The 23,239-nt window shown below is 60.3% G+C and carries 16 protein-coding genes; 7 read left to right on the top strand and 9 right to left on the bottom strand.

Features of this window, described 5'->3' with window-relative positions; all coding sequences use genetic code 11:
• Positions 1 to 42 precede the first annotated feature (42 nt).
• Entirely contained in the window at positions 43 to 678 is a 636-nt protein-coding gene (locus tag NQ038_RS04165) for a hypothetical protein (protein ID WP_257061876.1), read from the bottom strand.
• Between the two features lie 710 nt (positions 679 to 1,388).
• Between NQ038_RS04165 and NQ038_RS04160 the strand changes: the two genes are divergently transcribed.
• The 4 genes from NQ038_RS04160 (at position 1,389) to NQ038_RS04145 (ending at position 6,349) form a co-directional block, all read left to right on the top strand.
• The gene (locus tag NQ038_RS04160; protein ID WP_373456776.1) at positions 1,389 to 2,765 is read left to right on the top strand and encodes a cytidylyltransferase domain-containing protein; all 1,377 of its coding nucleotides are present in this window, start codon (positions 1,389 to 1,391) and stop codon (positions 2,763 to 2,765) included.
• 80 nt (positions 2,766 to 2,845) lie between these two features.
• Positions 2,846 to 3,760, top strand: a complete 915-nt coding sequence (locus tag NQ038_RS04155; protein ID WP_257057239.1) for an N-acetylneuraminate synthase family protein — start codon at positions 2,846 to 2,848, stop codon at positions 3,758 to 3,760.
• A 4-nt stretch (positions 3,761 to 3,764) separates the two neighbouring features.
• Positions 3,765 to 4,883: a glycosyltransferase family 2 protein gene (locus NQ038_RS04150; protein ID WP_257061875.1), complete on the top strand. Its 1,119-nt coding sequence runs from the start codon at positions 3,765 to 3,767 to the stop codon at positions 4,881 to 4,883.
• Positions 4,880 to 6,349: an alpha-2,8-polysialyltransferase family protein gene (locus NQ038_RS04145; protein ID WP_257061874.1), complete on the top strand. Its 1,470-nt coding sequence runs from the start codon at positions 4,880 to 4,882 to the stop codon at positions 6,347 to 6,349. The genes NQ038_RS04150 and NQ038_RS04145 overlap by 4 nt, the downstream gene beginning before the upstream one ends.
• On the opposite strand, the gene galE is transcribed toward NQ038_RS04145, so the two are convergent.
• Entirely contained in the window at positions 6,340 to 7,317 is a 978-nt protein-coding gene (gene galE / locus NQ038_RS04140; RefSeq protein ID WP_257046936.1) for a UDP-glucose 4-epimerase GalE, read from the bottom strand. The genes NQ038_RS04145 and galE overlap by 10 nt on opposite strands.
• 35 nt (positions 7,318 to 7,352) lie before the next feature.
• Between galE and NQ038_RS04135 the strand changes: the two genes are divergently transcribed.
• Positions 7,353 to 9,728, top strand: coding sequence for a DUF6716 putative glycosyltransferase (locus tag NQ038_RS04135; protein WP_257046935.1), 2,376 nt, complete (start codon positions 7,353 to 7,355; stop codon positions 9,726 to 9,728).
• Here NQ038_RS04135 and NQ038_RS04130 read toward each other — a convergent pair.
• The 5 genes from NQ038_RS04130 to tagD form a co-directional block, all read right to left on the bottom strand.
• Positions 9,655 to 10,164, bottom strand: coding sequence for a GtrA family protein (locus NQ038_RS04130; protein WP_257046934.1), 510 nt, complete (start codon positions 10,162 to 10,164; stop codon positions 9,655 to 9,657). The two genes, NQ038_RS04135 and NQ038_RS04130, sit on opposite strands and share 74 nt — an antisense overlap.
• Positions 10,165 to 10,302: 138 nt before the next feature.
• Positions 10,303 to 12,045, bottom strand: a complete 1,743-nt coding sequence (locus NQ038_RS04125) for a formate--tetrahydrofolate ligase (RefSeq protein WP_257061872.1) — start codon at positions 12,043 to 12,045, stop codon at positions 10,303 to 10,305.
• 41 nt (positions 12,046 to 12,086) lie between these two features.
• Positions 12,087 to 13,250 (bottom strand): glycosyltransferase, encoded by a 1,164-nt coding sequence (locus NQ038_RS04120; protein ID WP_257047124.1) that lies wholly within the window; start codon positions 13,248 to 13,250, stop codon positions 12,087 to 12,089.
• Positions 13,250 to 16,162, bottom strand: a complete 2,913-nt coding sequence (locus NQ038_RS04115; RefSeq protein WP_257046931.1) for a bifunctional glycosyltransferase family 2 protein/CDP-glycerol:glycerophosphate glycerophosphotransferase — start codon at positions 16,160 to 16,162, stop codon at positions 13,250 to 13,252. The genes NQ038_RS04120 and NQ038_RS04115 overlap by 1 nt, the downstream gene beginning before the upstream one ends.
• Before the next feature lie 156 nt (positions 16,163 to 16,318).
• Entirely contained in the window at positions 16,319 to 16,705 is a 387-nt protein-coding gene (gene tagD, locus NQ038_RS04110; protein WP_257046930.1) for a glycerol-3-phosphate cytidylyltransferase, read from the bottom strand.
• Between the two features lie 166 nt (positions 16,706 to 16,871).
• Between tagD and NQ038_RS04105 the strand changes: the two genes are divergently transcribed.
• Positions 16,872 to 18,164, top strand: coding sequence for a CDP-glycerol glycerophosphotransferase family protein (locus NQ038_RS04105; RefSeq protein WP_257057244.1), 1,293 nt, complete (start codon positions 16,872 to 16,874; stop codon positions 18,162 to 18,164).
• A gap of 101 nt (positions 18,165 to 18,265) precedes the next feature.
• On the top strand, positions 18,266 to 20,173 hold the full coding sequence (locus NQ038_RS04100) for a CDP-glycerol glycerophosphotransferase family protein (RefSeq protein WP_257046928.1): 1,908 nt from the start codon (positions 18,266 to 18,268) through the stop codon (positions 20,171 to 20,173).
• 29 nt (positions 20,174 to 20,202) lie between these two features.
• On the opposite strand, the gene NQ038_RS04095 is transcribed toward NQ038_RS04100, so the two are convergent.
• Together NQ038_RS04095 and NQ038_RS04090 are read right to left on the bottom strand one after the other, a co-directional pair.
• The gene (locus NQ038_RS04095; protein WP_257046927.1) at positions 20,203 to 21,324 is read right to left on the bottom strand and encodes a CDP-glycerol glycerophosphotransferase family protein; all 1,122 of its coding nucleotides are present in this window, start codon (positions 21,322 to 21,324) and stop codon (positions 20,203 to 20,205) included.
• Positions 21,325 to 21,597: 273 nt separating this feature from the next.
• On the bottom strand, positions 21,598 to 23,037 hold the full coding sequence (locus NQ038_RS04090) for a glycosyltransferase family 2 protein (protein ID WP_257057246.1): 1,440 nt from the start codon (positions 23,035 to 23,037) through the stop codon (positions 21,598 to 21,600).
• Between the last annotated feature and the right edge of the window lie 202 nt (positions 23,038 to 23,239).

The following is a 23,239-nucleotide window of genomic DNA, read 5'->3' as shown; positions in this document are numbered from 1 at the left end:
CAGCGGTGCTATAGGACTGGAACTAGAAAATGCGGCGGCCCCCTACCCCAGGTGGATTCCGACCTCCAGGGCCTTGCGGACCATGCCATAGCCGGAGGGCCCGGGAATGACATCGCGCCATTCGACCCGAATGAGGTTGTGATGGGCCCGCAGCCGTTCCTCGCGCCGTTTCTCCCGTTTGATGTCGTCTGGGCCCGAGTACTTCGACCAACCGTCCGCTTCGATGATGAGGTTGAGGTGTGGAATGAAGAAGTCAACCCGGTCCTGGAAGCGCCCGTCGCGGGACATGAAGACCACCTGCTGGTAGACATCGGTGATGCCCAGGTGCTTGAGGGCCAATAGCGTCAGGCTTTCCAAAGGGGATTCGGACAACCCCGTGGTCCACGACGTCAGGCGCCTGGCCCGGCGCATCCCCTTGCGGGAGTTGAGTTTCTCCAATTCGTCGAGCACTGCGCCGAGGATCTGCCTGCGCCTGCTCAGAGCTTCCATGGTCTGGGCGTCGGCAGCCTGGATTCCCCGCTCCATTCCGCGGCCTGCATCGAACGGTGGGCGCCAGAACCTGAATCGATCGGGGTAGGCGTTGAGGCGGACGTCCTGCATGTCGACCACCCCACCGACGAAGGCGTCCGCTGCGACAAAACCGTGCATCTCATCCTTGTCGCGAAGGATATCCGCCACGGTCCAGATCGGACTGGTCATGAGGACGCCGGGAAGTGCCGAGGCAGAACCGGACAGATGTTCCACTGGCACTGTGCGACGGTGCCGCCGGATGACGGCCGTGGTCTGCGACGACCGGTCAGGGTCGGAGATGGAGATACGGGGGAACTCAGTTACGAACAGCGGGATCCCCTGGGCCGCTGCGGCGGATTGGTGGCTGATGAACTGTCCGGGCGCCAGACCATACGCTCGGATGTGACCCAGGTGGATTGCGATCCTACGGCGGAACATCGACACCTCGGACCTTCCCGGAGTTCCGGTGTCAGGCGGTTCGAGCAACTCAGGACAGTCGATCCACCGGCTAAGGGCAGCGTGTGCGGAGCACCGGCAGACCCGCACGATGAGGTAGATCCCACGGCTGAGAGTTTGGAGACAACACCGAAGACATGAGGCTATTACCGCCTTGCCAATACCAGAGTTTATAAGCGTTTGATGCGTTACAACGTTATACATGCATAGATCATGGCACACAAATGCATGACACGGTAGACACGCCACTTACCTGCATATAAGGGTCTGTTGCATTTTCTACTTTCAGTCCTATAGCACCCCCGGATTCAGCGGTGCTATAGGACTGAAAGTAGAAAATGCGGAGGCTTCACCCAGGCTGCACATCAATGTGGCCGCACGTTCACCTTCGGTTCACGGTCCCCGGCCTACGATGGCGCCCTGTGAATGAGTCAATCGATACCCCAGACATCGCCCGCGCGGCATCTCAACCGCCCGTCGCGGCATCCCCTGCAACACGCGGTTCCACCGCTCCGACGCCGAGGCCGCACACCGTTGCGATCATCCCGGCCAGGGGCGGCTCCAAGGGCATCCCGCTGAAGAACCTGCAGAAGATCTCCGGCGTCACGCTGGTGGGCAGAGCAGTCGACGCGGCGCGCGGCTCCCGGCTGATCGACCAGGTGATCGTATCGACCGATCACGACCAGATCGCGGACGAGGCCCTGGCCCACGGCGCCTCCGTGGTCCGGCGCCCCGCCGATATCTCAAGCGATACCGCCAGCAGTGAATCCGCACTGCTGTACACACTGGACCGGCTGCGCCCACAGCACGAGGGGGACCCGGCCATCACCGTGTTCATCCAGTGCACCTCCCCCTTCATCAACCCCGATGACATCGACCAGGCGATCGGCCGAGTGCTCGCCGACGAGGCTGACTGCGTGTTCTCCGCGACCGAGGACCACAGCTTCCTGTGGACCCTGAAGCCTGCCCAGACCCCGGCCCACGCCCAGACACCTCCCACGGCGATTCCCGTCGGCCACGAGGCATCGTTCCGCCCACGCCGGCAGGACCGGAAGAAGCACTTCAATGAGACCGGCGCCTTCTACGTCATGCGCACCACGGGCCTGCGCGAACACGGCCACAGGTTCTTCGGCCGGATCGCGATCCAGGAGGTGCCCCCGGAGGACGCCCGCGAGATCGACACCCTGGCCGACCTGACCGCCCTGCGGATCGCGGCGCAGACCCGCACACCGGCCTCGGCACTGGACGTCGACGCTATCGTCACGGACTTCGACGGGGTCCACACGGACGACTCGGCCTTCGTCGACGAGTCGGGCCGTGAACATGTGCGGGTCCACCGCGGGGACGGCTTGGGGATCGCGGCGGCCCGAGCCGCGGGCCTGCCGTTCCTCATCCTGTCCAAGGAACGCAATCCGGTGGTCGGCGCCAGGGCCGAGAAGCTGCGCGTCGAGGTCATGCAGGGGGTGGACGACAAGGCTGCCGCACTGCGGACGTGGATGGCGGATCGGAACCTGAACCCGGCACGCGTCGCCTACATCGGCAACGACGTCAACGATCTGCCCGCCTTCAACCAGGTGGGCTGGCCGATTGCCGTGGCCGACGCCCACCCCTCGGTGCTCACCGCCGCCCGGCTGAAGTTGAAGAACCGGGGCGGGCACGGGGCCGTCCGGGAACTGTGCGATCTGGCGGTCGGCCAACCAGCACCGATCGCGGTCCAACCCGAGGCTCCGCCCGCGGTGACATCCGCGGCCTTGCCCGAGGCCCCGCCCGAGCCCCGCCTGCACAGCGTGGCCGGATGACCCACCCCGCTGTGCAGACGGACCCGAATCAGACTTTCCAGACGCCCCAGACAACCCAGACGAACACAGGAGAAACGATCATGACGATCATCGAGAACACCACCATCGCCCGCCCCAACACGACCAACCCCGGCATCCAGGTCGGCGAACACTTCATCGGCCCGGGCCAGCCGGTCTACCTGATCGGCGAGATCGGCATCAACCACAACGGGGACGTCGAACTGGCCAAGCGGATGATGGACGTCGCCGCAGCAGCCGGCGCGCAGGCCGTGAAGTTCCAGAAGCGCAATCCGGACATGGCGGTGCCCGAGGCCCAGAAGTCCAAGCCCAAATCCACTCCGTGGGGCGAAATGACCTACCTGGAGTACAAGTACCGGGTGGAGTTCGAGGAGGCCGAGTACGCGCAGATCGACGAGTACGCCAAGCAGCTGGGTTTGCAGTGGTTCGCCAGCCCCTGGGACACGGATTCCGTGGCCTTCCTGCAGAAGTTCGACGCGGTCGTCTACAAGATCGCGAGCGCCTCGATCACGGATCTCGAGCTGCTGCGGGCGATCCGCGCTACCGGCAAGCCGATCCTCATGTCCACCGGCATGTCGGACTTCGAGCTGATCGACCGGGCGGTTGAGACGGTGGGCACGGACAATCTGGTGCTCATGCACGCGACCTCGACCTATCCGCTGCCGGCCGAGGAGGTCAACCTGCTGGCGATTCCGGCACTGCGGGAGCGCTACGGCGTGCCGGTGGGCTATTCGGGCCACGAGACGGGCACGGCGATCTCGGTCGCGGCAGTGGCTCTGGGCGCGGTGACGGTGGAGCGCCACATCACGCTGAGCAATGAGATGTGGGGCTCCGACCAGTCCGCCTCGATGGAGCCCGATGAGTTCATCCGCCTGGCCGAGGACATCCGCCGGGTCTCCATCGCCCTGGGCGACGGCGTCAAGCGCGTGATGCCGGGCGAGGAGTCGAAGATCGAGTCCCTGCGCGTGAAGAAGTAAGCCGGTGGGCTCGACTTCCCCTGTCAGTACTCCTCCGGTCGGCACTCCCCTGGTCGGCACTCCCCTGGTCAGCGTCGTCATCCCCGCGCACAACGCCCAGGACTACCTGGGCGATGCACTGGGCTGCCTGGCCTGGCAGGGCATCGATCCCGCCCTGGTGCAGCCGGTGGTCATCGACGATGGATCACAGGATCGCACTGCCGAGGTCGCAGCCGCGGCCCTGGCCCCGTTCCCCACCGCTGTGCTCACCCGCGTGCCTGCCGCGCGCGGGGTGTCGGCGGCGCGGAATCTGGGGCTGCGCGAGGCGACCGGGCGGTTCGTGACCTTTTTGGATGCCGATGACTGGTTCGCCGGCGGCTACCTGGCCCATATGGTCGATGTCCTCGAAGAGTTGGATGTGGATTTCGTGCGCACTGACCTGGTCCGCGCGGCAGGCAAGGCGCGCAGGCTGTGGCGGGCCCCGGTGGCGCTGCGCGGGAAAGCCCTGGCCACCCGGGATTTCATCGACTCACCGGTGGGATTCCAAGCCACGATGGTGGATTTCCCAAGCACGCTGGCCGGTCTCTACCGACGGGAATTGGCCGAACACGCCGAGCAGGCGGCCGCCGGATGCCCCGGTGTCCTGTACTTCGATGAGTCCCTGCGCACAGCGGAGGACAGGGAGTGGAACTGGCGGTTGTTCCTGGCAGATCTGCGCTTCGCAGTGGTCGACTCGCACGCGCCGGTATACCGCAGAAAGGTGTCCACGTCCCTGACTGCGACCTATGACGAAAGGCAGATGGACATCGTGCCCAGTTGCCTGGGGATCATCGAACGCTGTCGGGCGGACCCGGATCTGGACCGTTTCGCCCTCAAAGCGGGGCACAATCTGCTGGCGCTGGTCGACATCCACTTGAAACGCGACGACCTGCCCGCGCATCTGCGCACCACCCTGGTCGAACGCACCGCGGGGGCGCTGACCGCTCTGCGCCCGGCCGAGTTGGACCGGCTCGCCTCCGGGCTGGGTTCCCAGCGGTCCAGACGCCTGGCACCCGTGTTGACCCGAGTGGCCGGGGAGCGCCAGAGCATCGACAGAAATAAGGATGCCGGAGCCTCCTCCGAGCACCACCGAAAGGCAGCATGAAACAGATCTTCGAGGTCTCCAGCCTGTTCCAGCTGGCCAATCTGCACGCAGCACTGTCCGCCGGACTGATCGGTCCGGCGGACGAACGGATCCTGCTGATCAGCGACAACCGGGTGATCAACGACTTCGGCGCACCGTTCCACTCATCCCCGATCGGCCAGACTCTGACTCCGGTCTTCGACCGGGTCATCGAGTTCAACCGACTGATCTGGCCCAACCATCCGGCCACCTGGCGCCCGCGCGCGGACGATCTCCCGCTCCTCGAACGCCTGCTGCGCCGCGAATGGAATCTGGGAACCGCGGACCTGGAACTGTACGTCGAATCGATCCAGAGCCCACCGGCGACGGCCCTGGCCGAGGTCTTCGGCACCTCGGCCGTGTTCGTCCACGCCGACGGCCTGATGAGCTATGGGCCCACCCGCAATGTGCTGCCGGTCCAGCTGTCCCAGCGCTTGGCCGGGCTCATCATCGCCGAGCTGGTACCGGGCCTCGACCCCGTCCTGCTGGCCGAGTACCGGGTGCCGGTCCTGCGCGTGCCCGCGGCCGCGCTGCGGGCGACCTTCGAGCTCATGAGTCGCGCGGCCGATCCTGCACTCGCCGCCTTCGCCGCGGACACCACCGCGCACACAGAGCACACCGGGCCCACTGCCATCATCGTGGGCCAGTACCTGGCGGACATCGACCTGCTCACGACAGAGGAGGAACAGGGACTCTATGCCTCGATGCTGCGCACCGCGGTGGACGAGGCCACTACGGTGGGTTCCGGGGCCGCTCGCATCCTGTTCAAACCGCATCCGGCCGCCGGGGCCATGGTGACGGCGCTGCTGCACGAACAGGCCACTGCACTGGGCGTCCAGTTGGAGGTCCTGCCCGCCCAGGTGCCTGTCGAGCTGTGCATCCACCGGCTGTGCCCCGACCTGATCGTCGGCTGTTTCTCCACCGCCCTGGCCACCGCCTCCGGGCTCTACGGGGTGCGGGCCTACGCTGTGGGCACCGAATTGGCGCTGGAGCGCTTCACACCCTACGAGAACAGCAATCGGATACCCGTGACAATCTGCGACTTCCTATGGGCACAGGGCGGGCCGGGCGGCGAACCGTCCCCGACCTCGGATCTGGCGGCTGTGGCCGAGGCCCCCGCCGGCCGGGCCCGCGCGGCCGAGCAGGTGCCCGGGCTCCAGCGGCTGGTTCACGCCGTTGCCTACTGCATGCAGCCACAGATCCTGCCCGGACTGCGTGAGGAGGCGGCCTCACTCTTAGCCGACGCGTATCCGGCACACGCCCGGTACTTCAAACGACGCCGGCTGACCAAGCTCGACCTGCCCGGCCGGCTACCCCCGAAACCACAGCCGGAAGCCTCGGGGTCCTCGGTGCTGATCCGAAAGCTGCGGCGCAGGGCCGGGCGATTCTCCGGGCGCATCGTCCGGCGGGTGCGACGGCTACGACGTACCCGGGGAGTTCAGTCTTGAGCTGCGCGCCAGGCGGCCGCGGCGACCGCGGACTTCGCGATATCGGCCAACCCGTACTCGGCCTTCCACCCCAGTTCGGTGGAGATTGCCGTGACATCGGCGATCAACCGCGGCGGGTCCCCCGCCCGACGATCACCGATCTCCGGAGTCAACGGCCGACCCAGCGCATCGGAGAGCGCATCGATGACCTCGCGCACACTGGCACCCTGCCCCGTGCCCACGTTGAACGTCGAGACCCGCGGCCGGCCCGCCGCCAAAGCATCCAGGGCGTACACGTGTGCCAGTGCCAGGTCCTTGACATGCACATAGTCACGGATACAGGTGCCGTCATCGGTGTCGTAGTCATCACCGAAGATCACCGGGGCCAGGTCCCGGGCCTCACGGTCCAACACGATCGGGAACAGGTTCATCACCGCAGTATCGGCCAGGTCGTTCCAGCCGGTGCCGGCGACGTTGAAGTACCGCAGCTTGATCGCGTTGAGCCCGGTCGCCGCCATCACATCGTCGATCATCCATTCGCCGATCAGCTTCGTCTGCCCGTAGGGGTTGATCGGGCGGCAGTCGATGTCCTCTTCGACCATCAGCCGGTCGGGCATCCCGTAGACCGCCGCCGACGAGCTGAACACGAGGCGGTCCACGCCGGTGCGCTCCAGGGCGGCCAGCAGGTTGGCCAGGCCGGTGACGTTCTGCTGGTAGTACCACAGGGGCCGCTGAACACTTTCCCCGACCTGTTTCTTCGCGGCGAAGTGGACGACGGAGTCGACGCCGTAGCGTTCGATGACCTCGACCAGGCGATCGGTGGCATCGGCGTGGGACAGGTCGATCTGCTCCAGCGGCAGCTCGCCGATCCGGGAGGCGATGCCATTTGACATATTGTCCACGATCACCACATCGTCGCCGCGCTGTTCCAACAGCCGCACGACATGCGATCCGATATAGCCGGCACCACCGGTCACCAAGACAGTCACAAGTCCCCCTCCAAGGATTGAATACCTTACGTATCATGGCATATCACGCACAGACGGTGCCCGGCGGCACCCCGGATCCGGCCACAGCATCGCACGCCTTTGTAGAGTCCCCCCTGCAATTCCTCTCCGTGCTCGAGGCCCGGCTGATCGACGAGGCGCTTATCGTCCACGCCAGGACCCAGGCGGCGGGCATGACGGGCTTTCTGGCGCAGTTCCCCATCGACCGGCTGCCCTCCGGCGTGGTCGTCGAGGCCGAGGCGCCCGGCCAGGACGTCTCACCCGCCCGCCTGCCGCGCACCTCGGGTCGGGTGTTGGTGGGCGATGTGCTTTCCGGGAGCTTCCAGCGCCGGCTGCTGGGATCGCTGCCCGCCGTGCCCCGCGAGCTGGTGATGGTCGACGACGGCCTGGCCACGATCGGAGCCGCGCGCAGCCTGACTCGGCGCCGGCCGGCGCCCCTGGTGCGCTCCCGGCTCGATGCCTCCCCGGCCAGGCGTGCCCTGGGCCTGGCCACCGCGGTAGTGCTGCGCAGGCTCATGCGGGCCGGCCGACTGCGCTGGGTCAGCGCGATGAAGGTCGACAAGCGGCTGGCCCGGGACTTCACGGGTGCAGGCGGCAGGCTGGCACGCCACCGATTCGAATGGGCGCGCGGACTGAACCTGGGCGATGACACATCAGAGGACGCCGCGGAACCGCCGACGGTCATCCTGGGTTCGGCCCTGGCCGCCGACGGACTGATCGACCAGGACGCCTACGCCTCCTGGGTCGCGGACCAGGTCCGAACCGCGGACCAGAGGACTGTGGACCAGAGCACCACTGACCAGAGCACCACTGACCAGACGACCGAGCCCCAGGCGGGCCAGTGCGTCTACTATCCGCACCGGCGTCAGAGCCCTGAGCTCCTGGACCGACTGGCCCACATCCCCGGCCTGACGATCGCAGCCCCCGGCCTGCCCGTGGAGCTGCGGTTGGCCCACTCCCCCAAACACACCCGGGTGTGTTCCCTGCCTTCGACCGCGGTGACCACCCTGCCGCTGGTCATGCGGGCTCCGAGGGTCGAAGTCGATCCGATCCCTGCGGCCTGGTGGACCGGACGCGGGCCCGACTCCACCCGGCGCGAACTCAACGAGCTGACCCACAACCGGCTGCCGGTGAAGAAACCCCGGACGGCGTTGGTGAACATCCTGGCGATCGCCGACAGCGAATCGTATCTGAAGTGGGCCGCACGACTGGTGGACTCCCTGGCCGCGGCGCATCCGGGGATCCGGGTGGAGGTGGTGCTGATGGATACGCCGATCCGTCCCACCGGCACGCAAATCGCCCACGCCGTATCCGGCACCAGGTGGGAGGACCTGGACGTGCGCATCGTGCCCCGGACCAAGCTGCGCGCACTGCTCACGGCGGTGCGCCCCACCGTCGTCCTGGCAGCCGCCACCGGCCCCGTCGCAGCCCAGGTGTTCGCCGTGGCCGCGTCGCTGAAGAACCGGCCGGGGCTGGTCTCCGGCCTGCCCGGCATGGGACTACCCGCGACCCTGCGCGGGCAACGCTACCGACGGCTCGGCGATGTGTTCATCACGCATTCGGCTGCCGAACGCACCGCCTATGATGAGGCGATCAGGCGCACCAGGGCCCGGGCCCGTGCAGTGGTCACGACCCTGCCGATGCTGGGCAGCGCCGGGCGGATCCCACCGGCTGTGACCGACCCCGTGGATACGGTGGTCTTCGCCCCACAGGCCAAGGTGCCACAGCGCTGGGACCAGCGGGCCGCCCTGCTTGAGGCGCTGGCAGCCTGGCAGCGGGCGGGCACCGGGCAGGCGCCTCGGCGGGCGATCCTGAAGGTCCGCAGCCTGCCGGGCGAACAGGAGACGCACGCGGAGCGGCACAGTTATCTGCAGATCCGGCGGGAATTGGTGACCGCGGGTGCGCTCGCCGAAGCCGAGGTCGAGGTGGCCGTGGGGCCTATGTCCGAGTTTCTGCGGCCGGGCTGCGCGCTGGTGACGGTCAGCTCGACTGCGATGCTCGAGGCCCTGGACCGGGGGCTGCCGGGTCTGGTGGTCTCGGATTTCGGGGTGGACCGCGCAATGCTCAACGAGGTCTTCGCCGGGTCCGGGCTGGAGGGCACGCTAGCCGACCTGGCCCGTGGCCGGTTCCAGCACGCCGAGCGCAGCTGGTTGGAGGCGAATTACTTCCAGCCCGCCACTTCACAACTGTGGGACGAGATCGAGGAGCTGGCACAGCAGGCCGCGGCCGGGGAGTTGGAACGGCAGCGCACCGCTATGCTGCACCTGGGCTACCGGCGCCTCCGGGCCGAGGTCCGTAGCGTGATGCCGCGGCAAGTGGTCACCGCGTACCGACGGACGCGTCGTCGTCTACTGGGATGGTTTCCCGGTCCGGATGGGCGGGTTCTTCCTTGAACACCCAGTGCCGGTAGGCGAAAAAGCGGAACACCATGCCCAGGGCGATGCCCACGATGTTCATGGAGATGTTGTAGCTGATGGGGTCGCGCAAGCCCAGGATGTAGACCGTAAACCAGCCGGGGACCAGGACGACGCCCATGCCCACCAGGTTGACGATTGCGAAGCGGACCATGCCGCGGATATTGGATCCGGTCTGCCGTTTGCCGTAGGTCCACAGGCGGTTACCCAGCCAGGACACCGCGACGCTGACGACGGTGGAGATGATCTTGGCCTTGAGCGGGCTGTCGTGCATGAGCGCCGGCATGATCCACAGGCCGAAGACCAACAGATTCGACAGGCCCACGTCCACGATGTAACTGATACCGCCGACGGTCAGAAACTGGAATACCTCAATGGCAAGCTGCTTGGCGCGGGGCGGCATCCAGTTCAGCATGGGCGTGGGATGAACCTAACGACTCGAATCGGGTAAGCGGGACCTAACAGGCCCACTGTACCGCCCCAGGCTGTGTTCTCCGGAAGACTCCGCTGCGATCCGCATCACAGGGCTAGGGCGGTTGTGCGCAGTCGCACTTCAGAACAGACCCGTGATCTGACCCTGTTCGTCGACGTCGATGCTCAGCGCAGCCGGCTGCTTGGACAGGCCCGGCATGGTCATGATGTCCCCGCACACCGCGACGACGAATCCAGCGCCGGCGGCCAGGCGCACATCGCGGACCTCGAGGGTGTGTCCGGTCGGCGCACCCAGCAGGGACGCATCGGTGGAGAACGAGTACTGGGTCTTCGCGATACACACGGGCAGGCCCGCGAACCCGTCGGCGGCGAACAGTGCCAGCTTCTTGGCCACGCGCTTGGGGAAGACGACTTCGCCGGCCCCGTAAATGCGCCGGGCCACCGCGGTGATCTTGTCTTCGAGCTTCTCATCCAGGTCATAGGCGAACCGCGGCTCGCCCGGCTTGAGTCCTTCGTCCTCCGACGCCGAGGCCGACTCCGTCTGCTCGATCGCGGCGACGACTGCGCGGGCCAGGTCCAGGGCACCGGCACCCCCGTTGGCCCAGTGGGTGGCTTCGCATGCGGTGATGCCGCGTTCGGCGAGTTCCGCGATCAGAGCGGCGACTTCCGCGTCTGTGTCGCTGGGGAACCGGTTGATGCTCACTACCGTTGGCAGGCCGTAGACCCCACCCAGGTTCTCCAGGTGCCGCAGCAGATTGGGCAGGCCCGCGCGCATCGCATCGAGGTCCTCCGTCTCCAGGTCCGCTTTCGCGACTCCCCCGTGGTACTTCAGCGCCCGCACTGTCGCCACCACGACCGCGGCGGACGGCCACAGGCCGGCCTGGCGGCATTTGATGTCGAGGAACTTCTCCGCGCCCAGATCCGCGCCGAAACCCGCTTCGGTGACCGCGTATATGCCGTGGGCCAGGGCGGCCCGGGTGGCCAGGACACTGTTGCAGCCATGGGCGATGTTGGCGAAGGGGCCGCCGTGGACGAAGGCCGGCGTGCCCTCGATGCTCTGGACCAGGTTGGGGTCGATCGCGTTCTTCAGCAGGGCGGCCATAGCGCCGGCCACGCCCAGGTCGCCCACCGTCACCGGCAGGTTGGCCCGGGTGCGGGCGACGACGATGCGGGATAGGCGTTCTTTGAGGTCGGCCAGGTCGGCGGCCAGGCAGAACACCGCCATGACCTCGCTGGCGACGACGATGTCGAAGTGGTCCTCGCGTGGGATCCCACCGGTGATCCCACCCATGCCGATCGCAATGTTGCGCAGTGCCCTGTCGTTGAGATCCACGACTCGGCGGATCTCCACGCGGCGCGGATCGATGTCCAGGGTGTTGCCCTGGTGCATATGGTTGTCCAGGACTGCCGCGGCCAGGTTGTTGGCCAGGGCGATGGCGTTGAAGTCCCCGGTGAAGTGGAGGTTGATGTCCTCCATCGGCAGGATCTGCGCATGGCCGCCACCTGCGGCGCCGCCCTTCATACCGAAGACCGGGCCCAGGCTGGGCTCGCGCAGAGCCAGGGTTGCCGGCACCGTCCCCGCTGGGACGTCCCAGGAGTCGACCTGAGCCAGTTGGTTCAGTCCATCGGCCAGGCCGATGCTGGTAGTGGTCTTGCCCTCGCCGGCGGGAGTGGGGCTCATCGCGGTGACCAGGATCAGTTTGCCCTGTCCGCGGTCCTCCCCCGCTTTGAGCACCTTAACCGGAATCTTCGCCTTGTCGTGTCCGAACGGGATGATGTCCTCCGGGGTCAGCCCCACGGAGGCGGCGATGTCTCCGATGGGCTTGAGGACGGCGGCTTGGGCGATCTCAAGGTCAATGCTCATAGGACCATTGTGCCGTACGACCCACTTCACACTCACGCTGCTCAGCGCAAAGCGCGTTCAAACTCCTCAGACCACCGTCCCACCACAGCGTCCGGCATGAACCGATTCGAAGCAATGCCTGCCTGTTCACCCATGCGAATCCTCGCCGAGTCGTCGGAAATCATACGCCGCAACCCAGCCACCAGGCCCAAAACCGAGCCCCGCGGTGTAACGATACCCGAACGGCCATCATCGATTAGAGTACGTATGCCAGGACAGCAGTCGACAGCCACAGTCGGCACGCCTTTACGCGCAGCCTCAACGATGCTGAATGGTAAACCCTCACTATCACTCGACACCACATTAACCGCCGAATTAGCCAAAACATCACCTGGGCTATCAGTGCGGCCCATGAGCCGTACGCACGACTGCAACCCGTACTCGTCTATTCGTGCACGTAACGTTTCACGCTCTGGGCCGTCCCCCCAAAGCTCGACACACCAATCCGGAAATTCACGAGACAATACAGACCACGCGGCTACCAGCCTGTCCAGTCTTTTAATCTCTGCATACCTCGCCAAAGCAACAATGGTCTTTGACGACCTATCAGCAGTACCAAACTGCATACTCACTGGATTAGGAATAGAGGTTACAGCGGGGATTCCGTCCTCTAGAAACAGTCGTGCATCCTCATCGGTAAGTGCAGCGAATTTGTCAGCCTCAGCGAAAGCCTTACGGATGCGCGGAACATATCCTCCAGCCTGAGCTTGCTCATGCGATGCATGGTGTTGACCAAAGACTATAGGTCCCATGCGATCTGCTGGGTGAAATCCAGCATCGACAAGGTTCTCCATCGCCCACACCTGTGCCACAATCACAGCCGTAGAGCGGTCGAAAGCGTCGATGAACGGCCGGGCATTACGTCCAGCAGCAGCCCTGACGCTCAAATACTTGCGCAACTTCTTCTTATATCTTGGGTCATCATTCCCCAAAACATAATTCTCAGATTTTGGCTTACCGGGGTTAGGTTCATCATACATAGTGTGATGCTCAAGACCACCGAAATTACCATGCTGCGAGACACGATCGAACCCCAGCAGCTGCACATCATAGCCAGAGTCTTGAAACGCTTCTCCCATGACCCGCATATATGTACCTACGCCACCAAGCTCACCAACGTTATTCGCAACCAGAACAATTCGTCGGATACCGTTACCAGAAACCATCACTCACCAACCTTTGCAAGCAGGTAATCTACAGCGCGCCTCGATGCCAGACCGTCATCATTACCGCAATACCGTGAGACGAATCTTTCATACGCCTCACCTACTTCCATACCTCCGGCGAGAGACTCTTCTACCGACTCCAGCAGGCTATCAAAAGACTTAACAACTGGTCCAGGAGCTTCATCCTTCAACGAAAAGTAGGTTCCCCTCTCGACGCTCACATATGAATCATAATCATACGCGAAGAATATCATCGGCCTCTTTAAAAGCGCATAATCAAACATTACAGACGAATAATCAGTAATCAACAGATCCGACGCAAGGTAGAGGTCATTAACGTTGACATTGCGCGGTGCAGCCATGACGAACGGCGCCAGGGCCTTCGGTATTGGGAACCGGTCAAGGTAATGAGGGTGAACCACTAAATAGGTGTCGGTGCCCAGCCGGTCAGCCCAGTCCTTAAGACGGAAGACATCTCGCGGGCGTTCCGTCGCCCCACCCCCAAACGACTGTCGAAATGTGGGCGCATATAAGACCACTTTCCTATCCCGAGGTAAGCCTAATTTATCTTTGTATTTTCCTCGGCTATTACCATCCTGAATCAGGATATCATTTCTCGGCGACCCGTTGCTCACCAAATCGCCGTGGTATGAATATCCTTTCACAAAGGTTTCACGAAAGTAGTCGCTTGGACAGATCAACGCATCCCATTCAGCGCCCCGCTCAACTAGTGATTCCCGCATCGGTCTACTGGCGAACTGGAACTCCGGGGAGTCGAGCCCCATCTTTTTTAATGGGGTTCCATGCCAGGTCTGTAGATATACCTGGCCTGCACGTTTGCGGAAAAAATTCGCTAGAGTCTGGTTGTCAATGATAATTTTTGCCGTTGCTGCACGTCGCAAATATTCGGGCGACCACCGACGGACACCAACGAATCCGTGAGGTAGATCCGGCGCAGTCTGACCAGAATACACCCAGTACACAGTGTACTTCGATGATCGCTTCATCAGTTCTTCCGCTACATACCGAGGGCTGTCCCAAGCACTCCGCCCGCTCATCGACTCACAAAGTACTGCGTCGTTATCTATCGGCAGATGGCGCATTACAGAGTATGCATATTCCAGCGAGTAGCGGTCGTTTCGTTTTTGCATACCCTCTTTAAATTGCATTGCACGACTACTAGACTTAGCTACAATACCGTCTAGCTTACCTCTTCTGCCGACAGCCTTAAGAAGTCGTATACCGAGGTGTTTATTTTCTGTAACATACGTTCGATACTTCCGACGCAATGCGTTGGGCACCTTACCGTGCTGCCAGATATTAAACTTGTACTTAGCCAGGCTTTTTGAAAGTCTGAGTGGAGACCTTATCTCGGTTTCTTCAAAGATAAAGTGAATAGAGAAAATCCAACGCTGAGGACGTGATTTAGTGACATAATCCGGGACCACAATTTTTGCTGACCAGTCAACACCGCCGTCCGGCGATTCTTCATAATCATATATTGGGGTCTCGAATGTCTCATGTCCGTCCTTTAGTTTTCCTCGTAATATTGCCCGAGCACCAGTCAAGCAGCCGAGAAGGTCATCCGTGTGCCCTTTTAAGAGCAATGTCTCGCCATCGCTCTTTGCTATCTGTGTAACCACAGTCCGCGGTCTTACAGTCGACCTCGGCATTTCCAGGACGGGGTGGTCAGTAATATCCAGGAGATTAGCCCCGAGAGTTCCTGGAATTATGGTCACTCTATTGGTGCCACCTGGCTGCCAATAAGTACGTCCCTCAACTTCGACCTGACGCCCCGAAAGCATCCCCCGATCTCTGCTGAACAGAATAGCTTGGCGTATACCTTCCAAATCTCGGTTCAAAACCGATCCATAAATCCACCGCGCGAAGACATCGATTAAACCCCAGTCAGCTCGTTCAAAGGTCTCTAGCTTTGGAATAAGGATGTCGCAAAGCCCGTAGAGCCATTCGTCTGTAGAGTCATTGGCCAGGTTAAGGTAGAGCTTCGCGTCATGCCATAAAAACTTGTATTTTGATCTCTCGATGAGTGACTGCTTACCCGACGCCTGCAGTGCAGAGTCAACCATTTGCAGAGCTGAACGGCGGTCAATGACATTCTTCAAGGTGTCATTCTGAGCGGTAATAGATATGCGTTCATCTTCAGGATACACATACCAATAGTAAGTTGTACTGGGTACGATCGTGATCTTGTCGGCTTCGGCATATGCTCTTGCCGTGAATATAAGATCTTCAAAATGGACACCGTTTAGCAACCAATTATCATTGGCGACTGTAAATGCACGCTTATACAGCTTTCCGGCCGCGATTGAATCACTCAGAAGTTCCGGCATCTGCTCAGCATCTATCGCCTCGCGCAACTCGACAAATAGTTGGCTGTACCAAGCGGTGGTTCGGCCCGTCTTGACATGATAGCGTTCGGTCCTGCCTACCACTAAATCCGCGTCAGATGACTCGGCGTACTCGAGCATCGTTTTGCAAGCGTGCAGTTCCAGGACGTCGTCACCATCAAGGAAAGTGAAGTACTTGGAGCGGGACTCCTCAATACCTATATTTCTTGGTTCACCGGGTCCGCCTGAGTTCTTTTTAGTTCTCAGAATCCGTACTCGATTGTCCTTCTCGGCCAGTTCAACAGCTAATCGTAGCGTTTGATCGGTCGAATGGTCATCGACAATCAGGACCTCTAAGTTTCTCAGTGTTTGATTAAGGACCGATTCGACGGCGCGCATAAGATACGGACCGACGTTGTATGCAGCTATTACTACGCTTACTTGCGGAGACGGGGTACGTGCCTCCAGTCTTGACACTCTTTCAAGAAGGGCTTCTTCTTGTTTCGGCGTCATCTGGCCAGACGACTGCGGTTCGGCTCCCAAGATGGCGTTGGCTGCAGACATAGATTTACGTCACTCCTCGGTTACTTCCCAGTGTTTCTATATTCGCAGTCAGTCGGCCCTCAAGCCGTGACACGCGGACGCGTCTTGTTGATATCGGCAGAGAATCGCCTACTGCGGAAGGACGTGGTTGTTAGCGCGGCCTGATGATTCCTGGAATCACTTGCCCAGGTCGTTCTTGATCTGAGTCGTAGAGATCTCTGGTGTGCGGGGCAGGTAGATGACCTCGCACAGGTCCTGCAGATCATCGAACTTGCCTGCCCAGTCGTCACCCATGACGAAGGCGTCGATCTGGTAGTTCTTGATGTCCTCGCGCTTTTGCTCCCAGGTGTTCTCGGGGATCACCAGGTCTACATAGCGGATCGCCTCTAGCATGTGCTTGCGGTCTTCCCAGCTGAAGTACGATTTCTTGCCCTTGCCGGCGTTGAACTCGTCGGTCGACAGGGCCACTACCAGGTAGTCACCCTGCGCTTTGCAACGCTGCAGCAGGCGGATGTGCCCGTAGTGAAGGAGGTCGAACGTCCCGTAGGTGATAACACGGCGCATGGATCAGATCCTTTCAAGCCGGAGCCCAGGCAAGTCGTAGCCCAGGTTCGGCAACAGGTTGACAACTGGGTTAATGGTAGCTGACCGCTTGAGGCAGTACGTACCCGGTAGACTTGAGGGCGAAGTAGTAGGATCCAATCCTTACCCCAACTCTAAGGATGGTCAGGTGCCGAACCCGATCAAGTATGTAGCTAAGCAGGCCATGCGTTCGTCCGCTTGGAAGTTCACCAGCAGGTGGCTTCGCGGACAGCAGGACTACAGGGGCATCGGCGAACGCTTCAGGGGCGACTACATCAACGCGGAAGTCATGGTTTACTTCGGTGACACCGTATCCAAGACCTATCAGTTGGTGCAATGGCTGCCTGTCCTCGAGGAACTGCACAAACAGCACCGTGTGGCCCTTATGTTCCGCCGGCCCAGTGCTGCCGATACGATCGCCGGACTGACGCGGCTGCCCATAGTGTTCAAGCGGCGCTTTCAGCCGATGATGGACTTCATCCATGCTTCCGATTTCAGGTTGGCGATCTATGTCAACAACGGCGTGATGAACTTCCAGCCGTTGGGTTATGCTCCGATGGTCCACGTGCACGTCAACCACGGGGAGAGCGACAAGATCTCTATGGTCTCCAATCAGGCCAAAGCCTATGATCGTGTATTCGTCGCAGGCCAGGCTGCTGTCGACCGACACCATCGCGCACTCTTCGACTTCGACTACGCCAAGCTCGTCCCGGTCGGCAGGCCACAACTGGATATTCCACATACCAGCGATCTGCCGGACAGTGATCTGCGCACCGTCATGTATGCCCCCACTTGGGAGGGTGAGAACGAGGCGAATAACTACACCTCAGTCGACGTCTTCGGACCTCAGATCGTCAAGGCTGTGCTGGAACAACCCGGCGTTCGGATGATCTACAAACCGCATCCCAGAGTGGAGAACAGCAAGTGCGATGCCGTGAGCAACGCCAACGCTCAGATCCTCGCTCTCATCGAACAGGCCAATCGTGCCGGTGGAGAACACCTGGTCGCGATGCAGGGCGACATCCTCGGAATGTTCAACGATGTCAGCTTGATGATCACGGACATTTCCAGCGTCGGACTGGACTTCCTGTACCTGAAGCCTGGCACTCCCCTGCTGATCACCGATCGCCGCAACGACCGCGCACAGCTCAACGACGAATCACCCATCACCCGGGCTACGCCAATCATCGACGATGATTCCGTCGCAGATGTCGCCGATATGATCTGCAGGGCACTGGACCATGACGAAGCCAAGTCACAGCGCGAGCGGATGCGCAGCTACTACTTTGGCGACGGTCCGCTAGGGAATTCCATGTCCGCCTTCCTCAGCGCCGTTGACACTCTCATCAGCCAGCGCAACACCGATATCGACACGCACGGGCTGCCGCGTTCGGGCGATGGTGCGGAAGCCGATCAAGGCGATGATACAGACGAAAATTGACTGCCAGCGCCGCTTTTCGCGAACGCAAACGGCGTCTGAACTATCTAGGATTGTGTGATGTTCGTATTTAACGTATCTAGCAAGATCAAGAAGGAGGCTTCGTGTCCCATGGTGTGATCTCGCGGCACAGCCCGCGGGTCGTACGAAAGGCCTCCCGTTCGATCAGGCGCCTGGCCGAACGCACGTTCCTGCGCAAACGGGATACCGAATACGTCGCCGATGGACACATCGACGTTCTCATCAACTTCCCCGATCGCAGAATCAACCTGTACCAGATCAGACAATGGTACGGGCCCTTGGAGTGGCTATCCCAGCACTATTCCGTCGCCATCTTCTGCTACAACCCGATGACTGCCAAAGTCATTCGTGAGGAAACCTCCCTCCGGGTTCTGCTGACTCCCACGTTCTCAGACATCAGTGAAGTGGCAACCAGCATCCGCCCGGATGTCGTCCTCTATCCCAATCAGAATTACCAGAACTATCGCATCCTGGGCTACAACGACGCCGTTCATGCATTCATCTGCCACGGTGAGAGCGACAAGATCTACATGGCATCGAACTGGCTCAAGGGGTTCGACTATTTTCTCATCGCCGGCGAGGCATCCCGCCAGCGCCTGTCGCATCACCTGCTGAACTATGACGTGGACACCCGGACGCTGCCCATTGGCAGGCCTCAGATCGATATTCCAGCAGAACCGTTCATCGACAAGGACCCGAACCGAATTACCGTGCTCTACGCGCCCACGTGGGAAGGCGGACGGACTTCTATGTCCTATGGCTCAGTCCTGAGCCATGGTGAGCAGATCATCGACGCGCTACTGTCGGACAGTCGTTTCCGCATCATCTATCGACCCCACCCTCGCACCGGCGTCAGGTCCGGCGAAGAGCGCCGTGCCAACCGTGATATCAAGCAACGCTTGTACGACATCATCGAGGCGGACCCTGATTCCGGCCACCTGGTCGACACGACTCCCTTCGGCTGGCAACTGGACGTAGCCGACGTCATGATCACAGACATATCGGCCGTTGCCTACGACTGGCTTACCACTGCGAAACCGCTCATCATGACCAGGCCCGTGGAGCCCACGGTACCGGTAGCCGAAGACGGCCTGGTGGGTTCGCTGGATCTTCTGCCGGCCGATCAGGCCAGCAATATCGTGTCTCTAATCGACGAACAACTGACCGATGAGACACAACAGGTCAAACGACAGGAACTCGCCGACTATTACTACGGCGATCGCGCCCCCGGAAAGTCCCTGAACCGGTTCCTGGCTGCGATCACTCACATGGTGGAGCAGTCCCGCACCTGGAAGAGCACACACGCGCCACAAGCCGAAGACTCATTCGCACCGCCCGCCACTCTGGGGAGCACCGCCAGAAACTTCAACACCACGCTGGCCCGGCAATTCCGCCGGGCCCCCCGCAGGGACGCCGCCCGGCAGGCCGTCAATGCCAGCCTCTACCAGCGTCACGCACAGGTCGTGTTCAGTGTCATGGGTAATTTGGAGGAAGCCCTTTACTCCTTCGCTTGGCTGCCCGCCTTGGAACAGCTGGACCTCAAACGTCCCACGGCCGTCGTCTGCGGCGATTTCAAGGTCTATCAGAAGATGCGAGAGACCACTGGCCTACGTGTCTTCTACGTCGCCAATACGGTCAAAGCCGAACAGGTCATGGATTCTCTGGACCCTCTACTGACTCTGCACGCAACGCAGACCCGGCTGACTCTACGGGAGACCACCTACCGGTCGACCCTTCACGCCTACCTTGCCGATTCCGAATCCCAACAGTGGATCAACAATCGCCTACGAGACTTCGATGCACTCATCGTGGGTAGCCCCGAACAGGAGTCGAGGATCCGCACGGAGCTCCGACCACTGGCTGCACAGACGCGGTTGTACCGTCTAGAACCTGACGAAGACCATTCCAGGCAGCTGCACCGCACCATCGCAGAATTAGTCGGCCTTGCCAAAGCCGAACGTGCCAAACGCGAGCAGCGCAGGGCCCACTGACAATCAACGAACGATATCCGGCCGGATCCTTAAGAATAGCCCAGATCGGCGTTCCGTTGACCGATCACAGTTAGCACTGCGTCCTCGAAACGACGCTGCTGGGCACCTGCTGTTGTGTCACCGAAGTACCACTGCGAAACTTCAGTCCACTGACTGACGTTCTCAGAACCGGGTCTGGCTGTAGCCGCATCGGCGATGGCCCCGATCAAGGCCGTCACCTGGTCGGCTCTGAAGCTCGGCACCTGTTCAAGCAGGCCGCCCGGCAAGATCTCTGCCCGTGGATTCGATGGTTTCACCATGAACAAGGGCTTGGTGGTTGGCAACCAGTCATATGCGATTGAAGAGACCTCTGCCACACATACGTCTGCGGCATGGAACTGCCAATCCGCATGAGGTCCTTTGTCCACCATGGACCCCGGCGCTGCTGACAGCAATTCCTCAATATCCCTATCGGCCTTGGCGAAGACCGAACTTATACTTCCTGCGCGCGGGTGCGGTCGATAGAGGACGTCGAGGCCCTGGTTCAGAAGCCGTTTTGCTAATGGAATCCCGTACTCGGGCACACCAGAATAGGCCATGGCACTGGACTCGCCTTCCCACGTCGGTGCGAAGAAGACCACGGGATTCCGGCGCCCAGTCCGCATTTTCGTCCATGCCTCCGGCACGCTGTAGGGTGCGTCCAGTTGTGGCCGCCCTACGTCGATCATCCGTTCCTCGCCGAAGTTAATCAACGTCTTCCGCAACCGGCTACGTGCCGCAGGACCGGCAGTAAAGACATAGTCGTACGCCTTGAGTTGGTTCGAGATCATTGAGATCTTCTCGCTCTCACCATGGCTCAGGTGCACATGCGCCGGACGAGCAAACCGCAGCGACTGGAAGTTCTGTGTGGCTTGGTTCGGGTACAGGACAACACGTAGGCTCGGGCTTCCCAGAAAGAACCCTTCAAGGTCCCCCACCGATTTTCGAAGATATATCGGCAAGTCAGTTAGACCGTGAAGCAGACTGGCGTTGCTAGCAGAACGGACAAGAATAACAACAGGCGCTTCCTCATGCAGTTCCATACGCAAGCGGTCACGCAACTGCTCCAAGGACCAAACCCATTGCTGGGCCTGATAGATGTTGCGAGCTTCACCCGCGAAATAGAACACCACGACGGAATCAGTACCGGTACCGGCGCCCGTCCCCACGGGAAGAGATCGCTCCGCACACGCTTCTACTATTGACCGCCCTATGGCATGTGACCCACGTAGCAATACCCGACGTATACTACTAGCAAGGAATTTGCTCATGACCAATGACTCTACCGATTTTTCCTGTGTGACAGAAGTACCTGGTCTGTATTGATCGTCAGCCCGTCACACACCCCATTTACAATACAGCTCGCCACGAGACCTATCACAGAATCACGACACCGACCGTTCCTACTAGCGACCATTACGGGTCAGCTTCCTTAGGCCCCGCCCTAATTTTGACATCACGTTTTTTTCATTCGCTTCAGAGCTTTTGACATTCAAACTAAGATTATGCCACTTCGTTGAGTAGTATTCCATCTGACATGCTCCATTGATAGACTTTAAGAATCCTTCAGACGGAGATGATACCCGAACCTCAGCCGAAACCGCTTCTTCGCCGGCTCCACTGCGGAGGTCAGCAAAGAAGTCATAAATTGTTGAAGAATCAGTTTTGGGCAAGACATCATCAGGAACTTCCACAATTCTATTGCGATAACTATCCAAAGACGCAGGGACTCGAGCCACGATTCGACCTTCCGATCTATCCTTTATAATCAAATCAATTGAACTAAGGCAATCAGCAATAGAATCAGCAAGTATAAAAACTAGGCTGGTCCTGTCCTTATGACGGACCGGGGCAGCAGAGATTCTCGCATCAGCAAGCCGACTCCACTGAATTAGATCACTTGCGCTGCCAGCCATGGCAAGCTCCACTTGACTGCGCGAAGTTTTATCTAGCGCACCCAACCTCTCTGGGGCGGACAGAAATCTATGAATGAATCCGCGCTGGGCAACCATCCATTCATCCAAGTATTCCTGGGTAGACTTGCGAACCTTTTGGGGCTGAGTTCCTGAAAGAACCTTTCGTTTCGTAAGTTCTGCAATTATTAGATCAACCAGTCCCGAGTCAGCACATAGCGATTCGACATTTTCACAGATTTCCCAAACAGAATTGATATACTCACTGGGCACAATCCTTCTGCGGGAAAGATGATCACCCGACTCATGATGAATGAGACGATAATATATTTGATCAGCTACAATTGAGACCCTCGATGCGAGCAGGTAAGCCCGGGAAAGAAAAATACCGTCCTCCAGCCGAACCTTACCCTCTGGGAATCTTATATTATTCCTGCTTAAGAAGTCTCTATTAAATAGCTTTTGTGGAGTAAGTGTCGTGAACGCGGTGACAAGGTTGGCATCAACCTGCGTCGTTTTATAACGCCACTGCGCATAGGCGCGCCCTGCAGATGCAACCATCTTGGGAATTACAACTTCAGATCCGTGGTTGTCAGCAAAATCAACCAATCTACTCAGAGAATTATGGTCTCCTAATTCATCGTCAGGATCCGCAAAGAATACATATCGTCCCACTGCATGGCTAAGACCAAGGTTGCGTGGCTTCCCTGCCCAACCAGAGTTTTCTTGATGATAGGCTTTTACATTTTCCATACGAGCAGCCATGCTGTCGACGAATTCCGGGGTCTGGTCGGTAGACCCATCATCGACCAAAATCAATTCCCAGCTGCATCCAACCTGACTTACAACAGTCTCCGAAAATCGTTCAATCCATTCTGCACAGTTGTAGCATGGAACTATTACAGAAACGTCCACTTGAGATTCTTTAGCCAAGAATTTTATCCCTACACTTATAAGTGATATTTGATTATTACAGCGTCAATACGAAATATTTCACCGCTTCAGCAATCAGACAAACTGTCAGACTAGCTGTTTCCGGTTCTGTACGTTACCAGATTTCCGGGTGTTGCAAGGTGGTTCACACGATTCGACCCGATACTGTATCTCTCCTTCAGCCGCGGAGCTGAAGAATTGT

The sequence above is a fragment of the Brevibacterium sp. 50QC2O2 genome (assembly GCF_024580675.1).
Classification (GTDB): Bacteria; Actinomycetota; Actinomycetes; order Actinomycetales; family Brevibacteriaceae; genus Brevibacterium; species Brevibacterium moorei.
The sequence above is the reverse complement of the archived record's forward strand: the minus strand, read 5'-3'. Positions and strand labels throughout refer to the sequence as shown.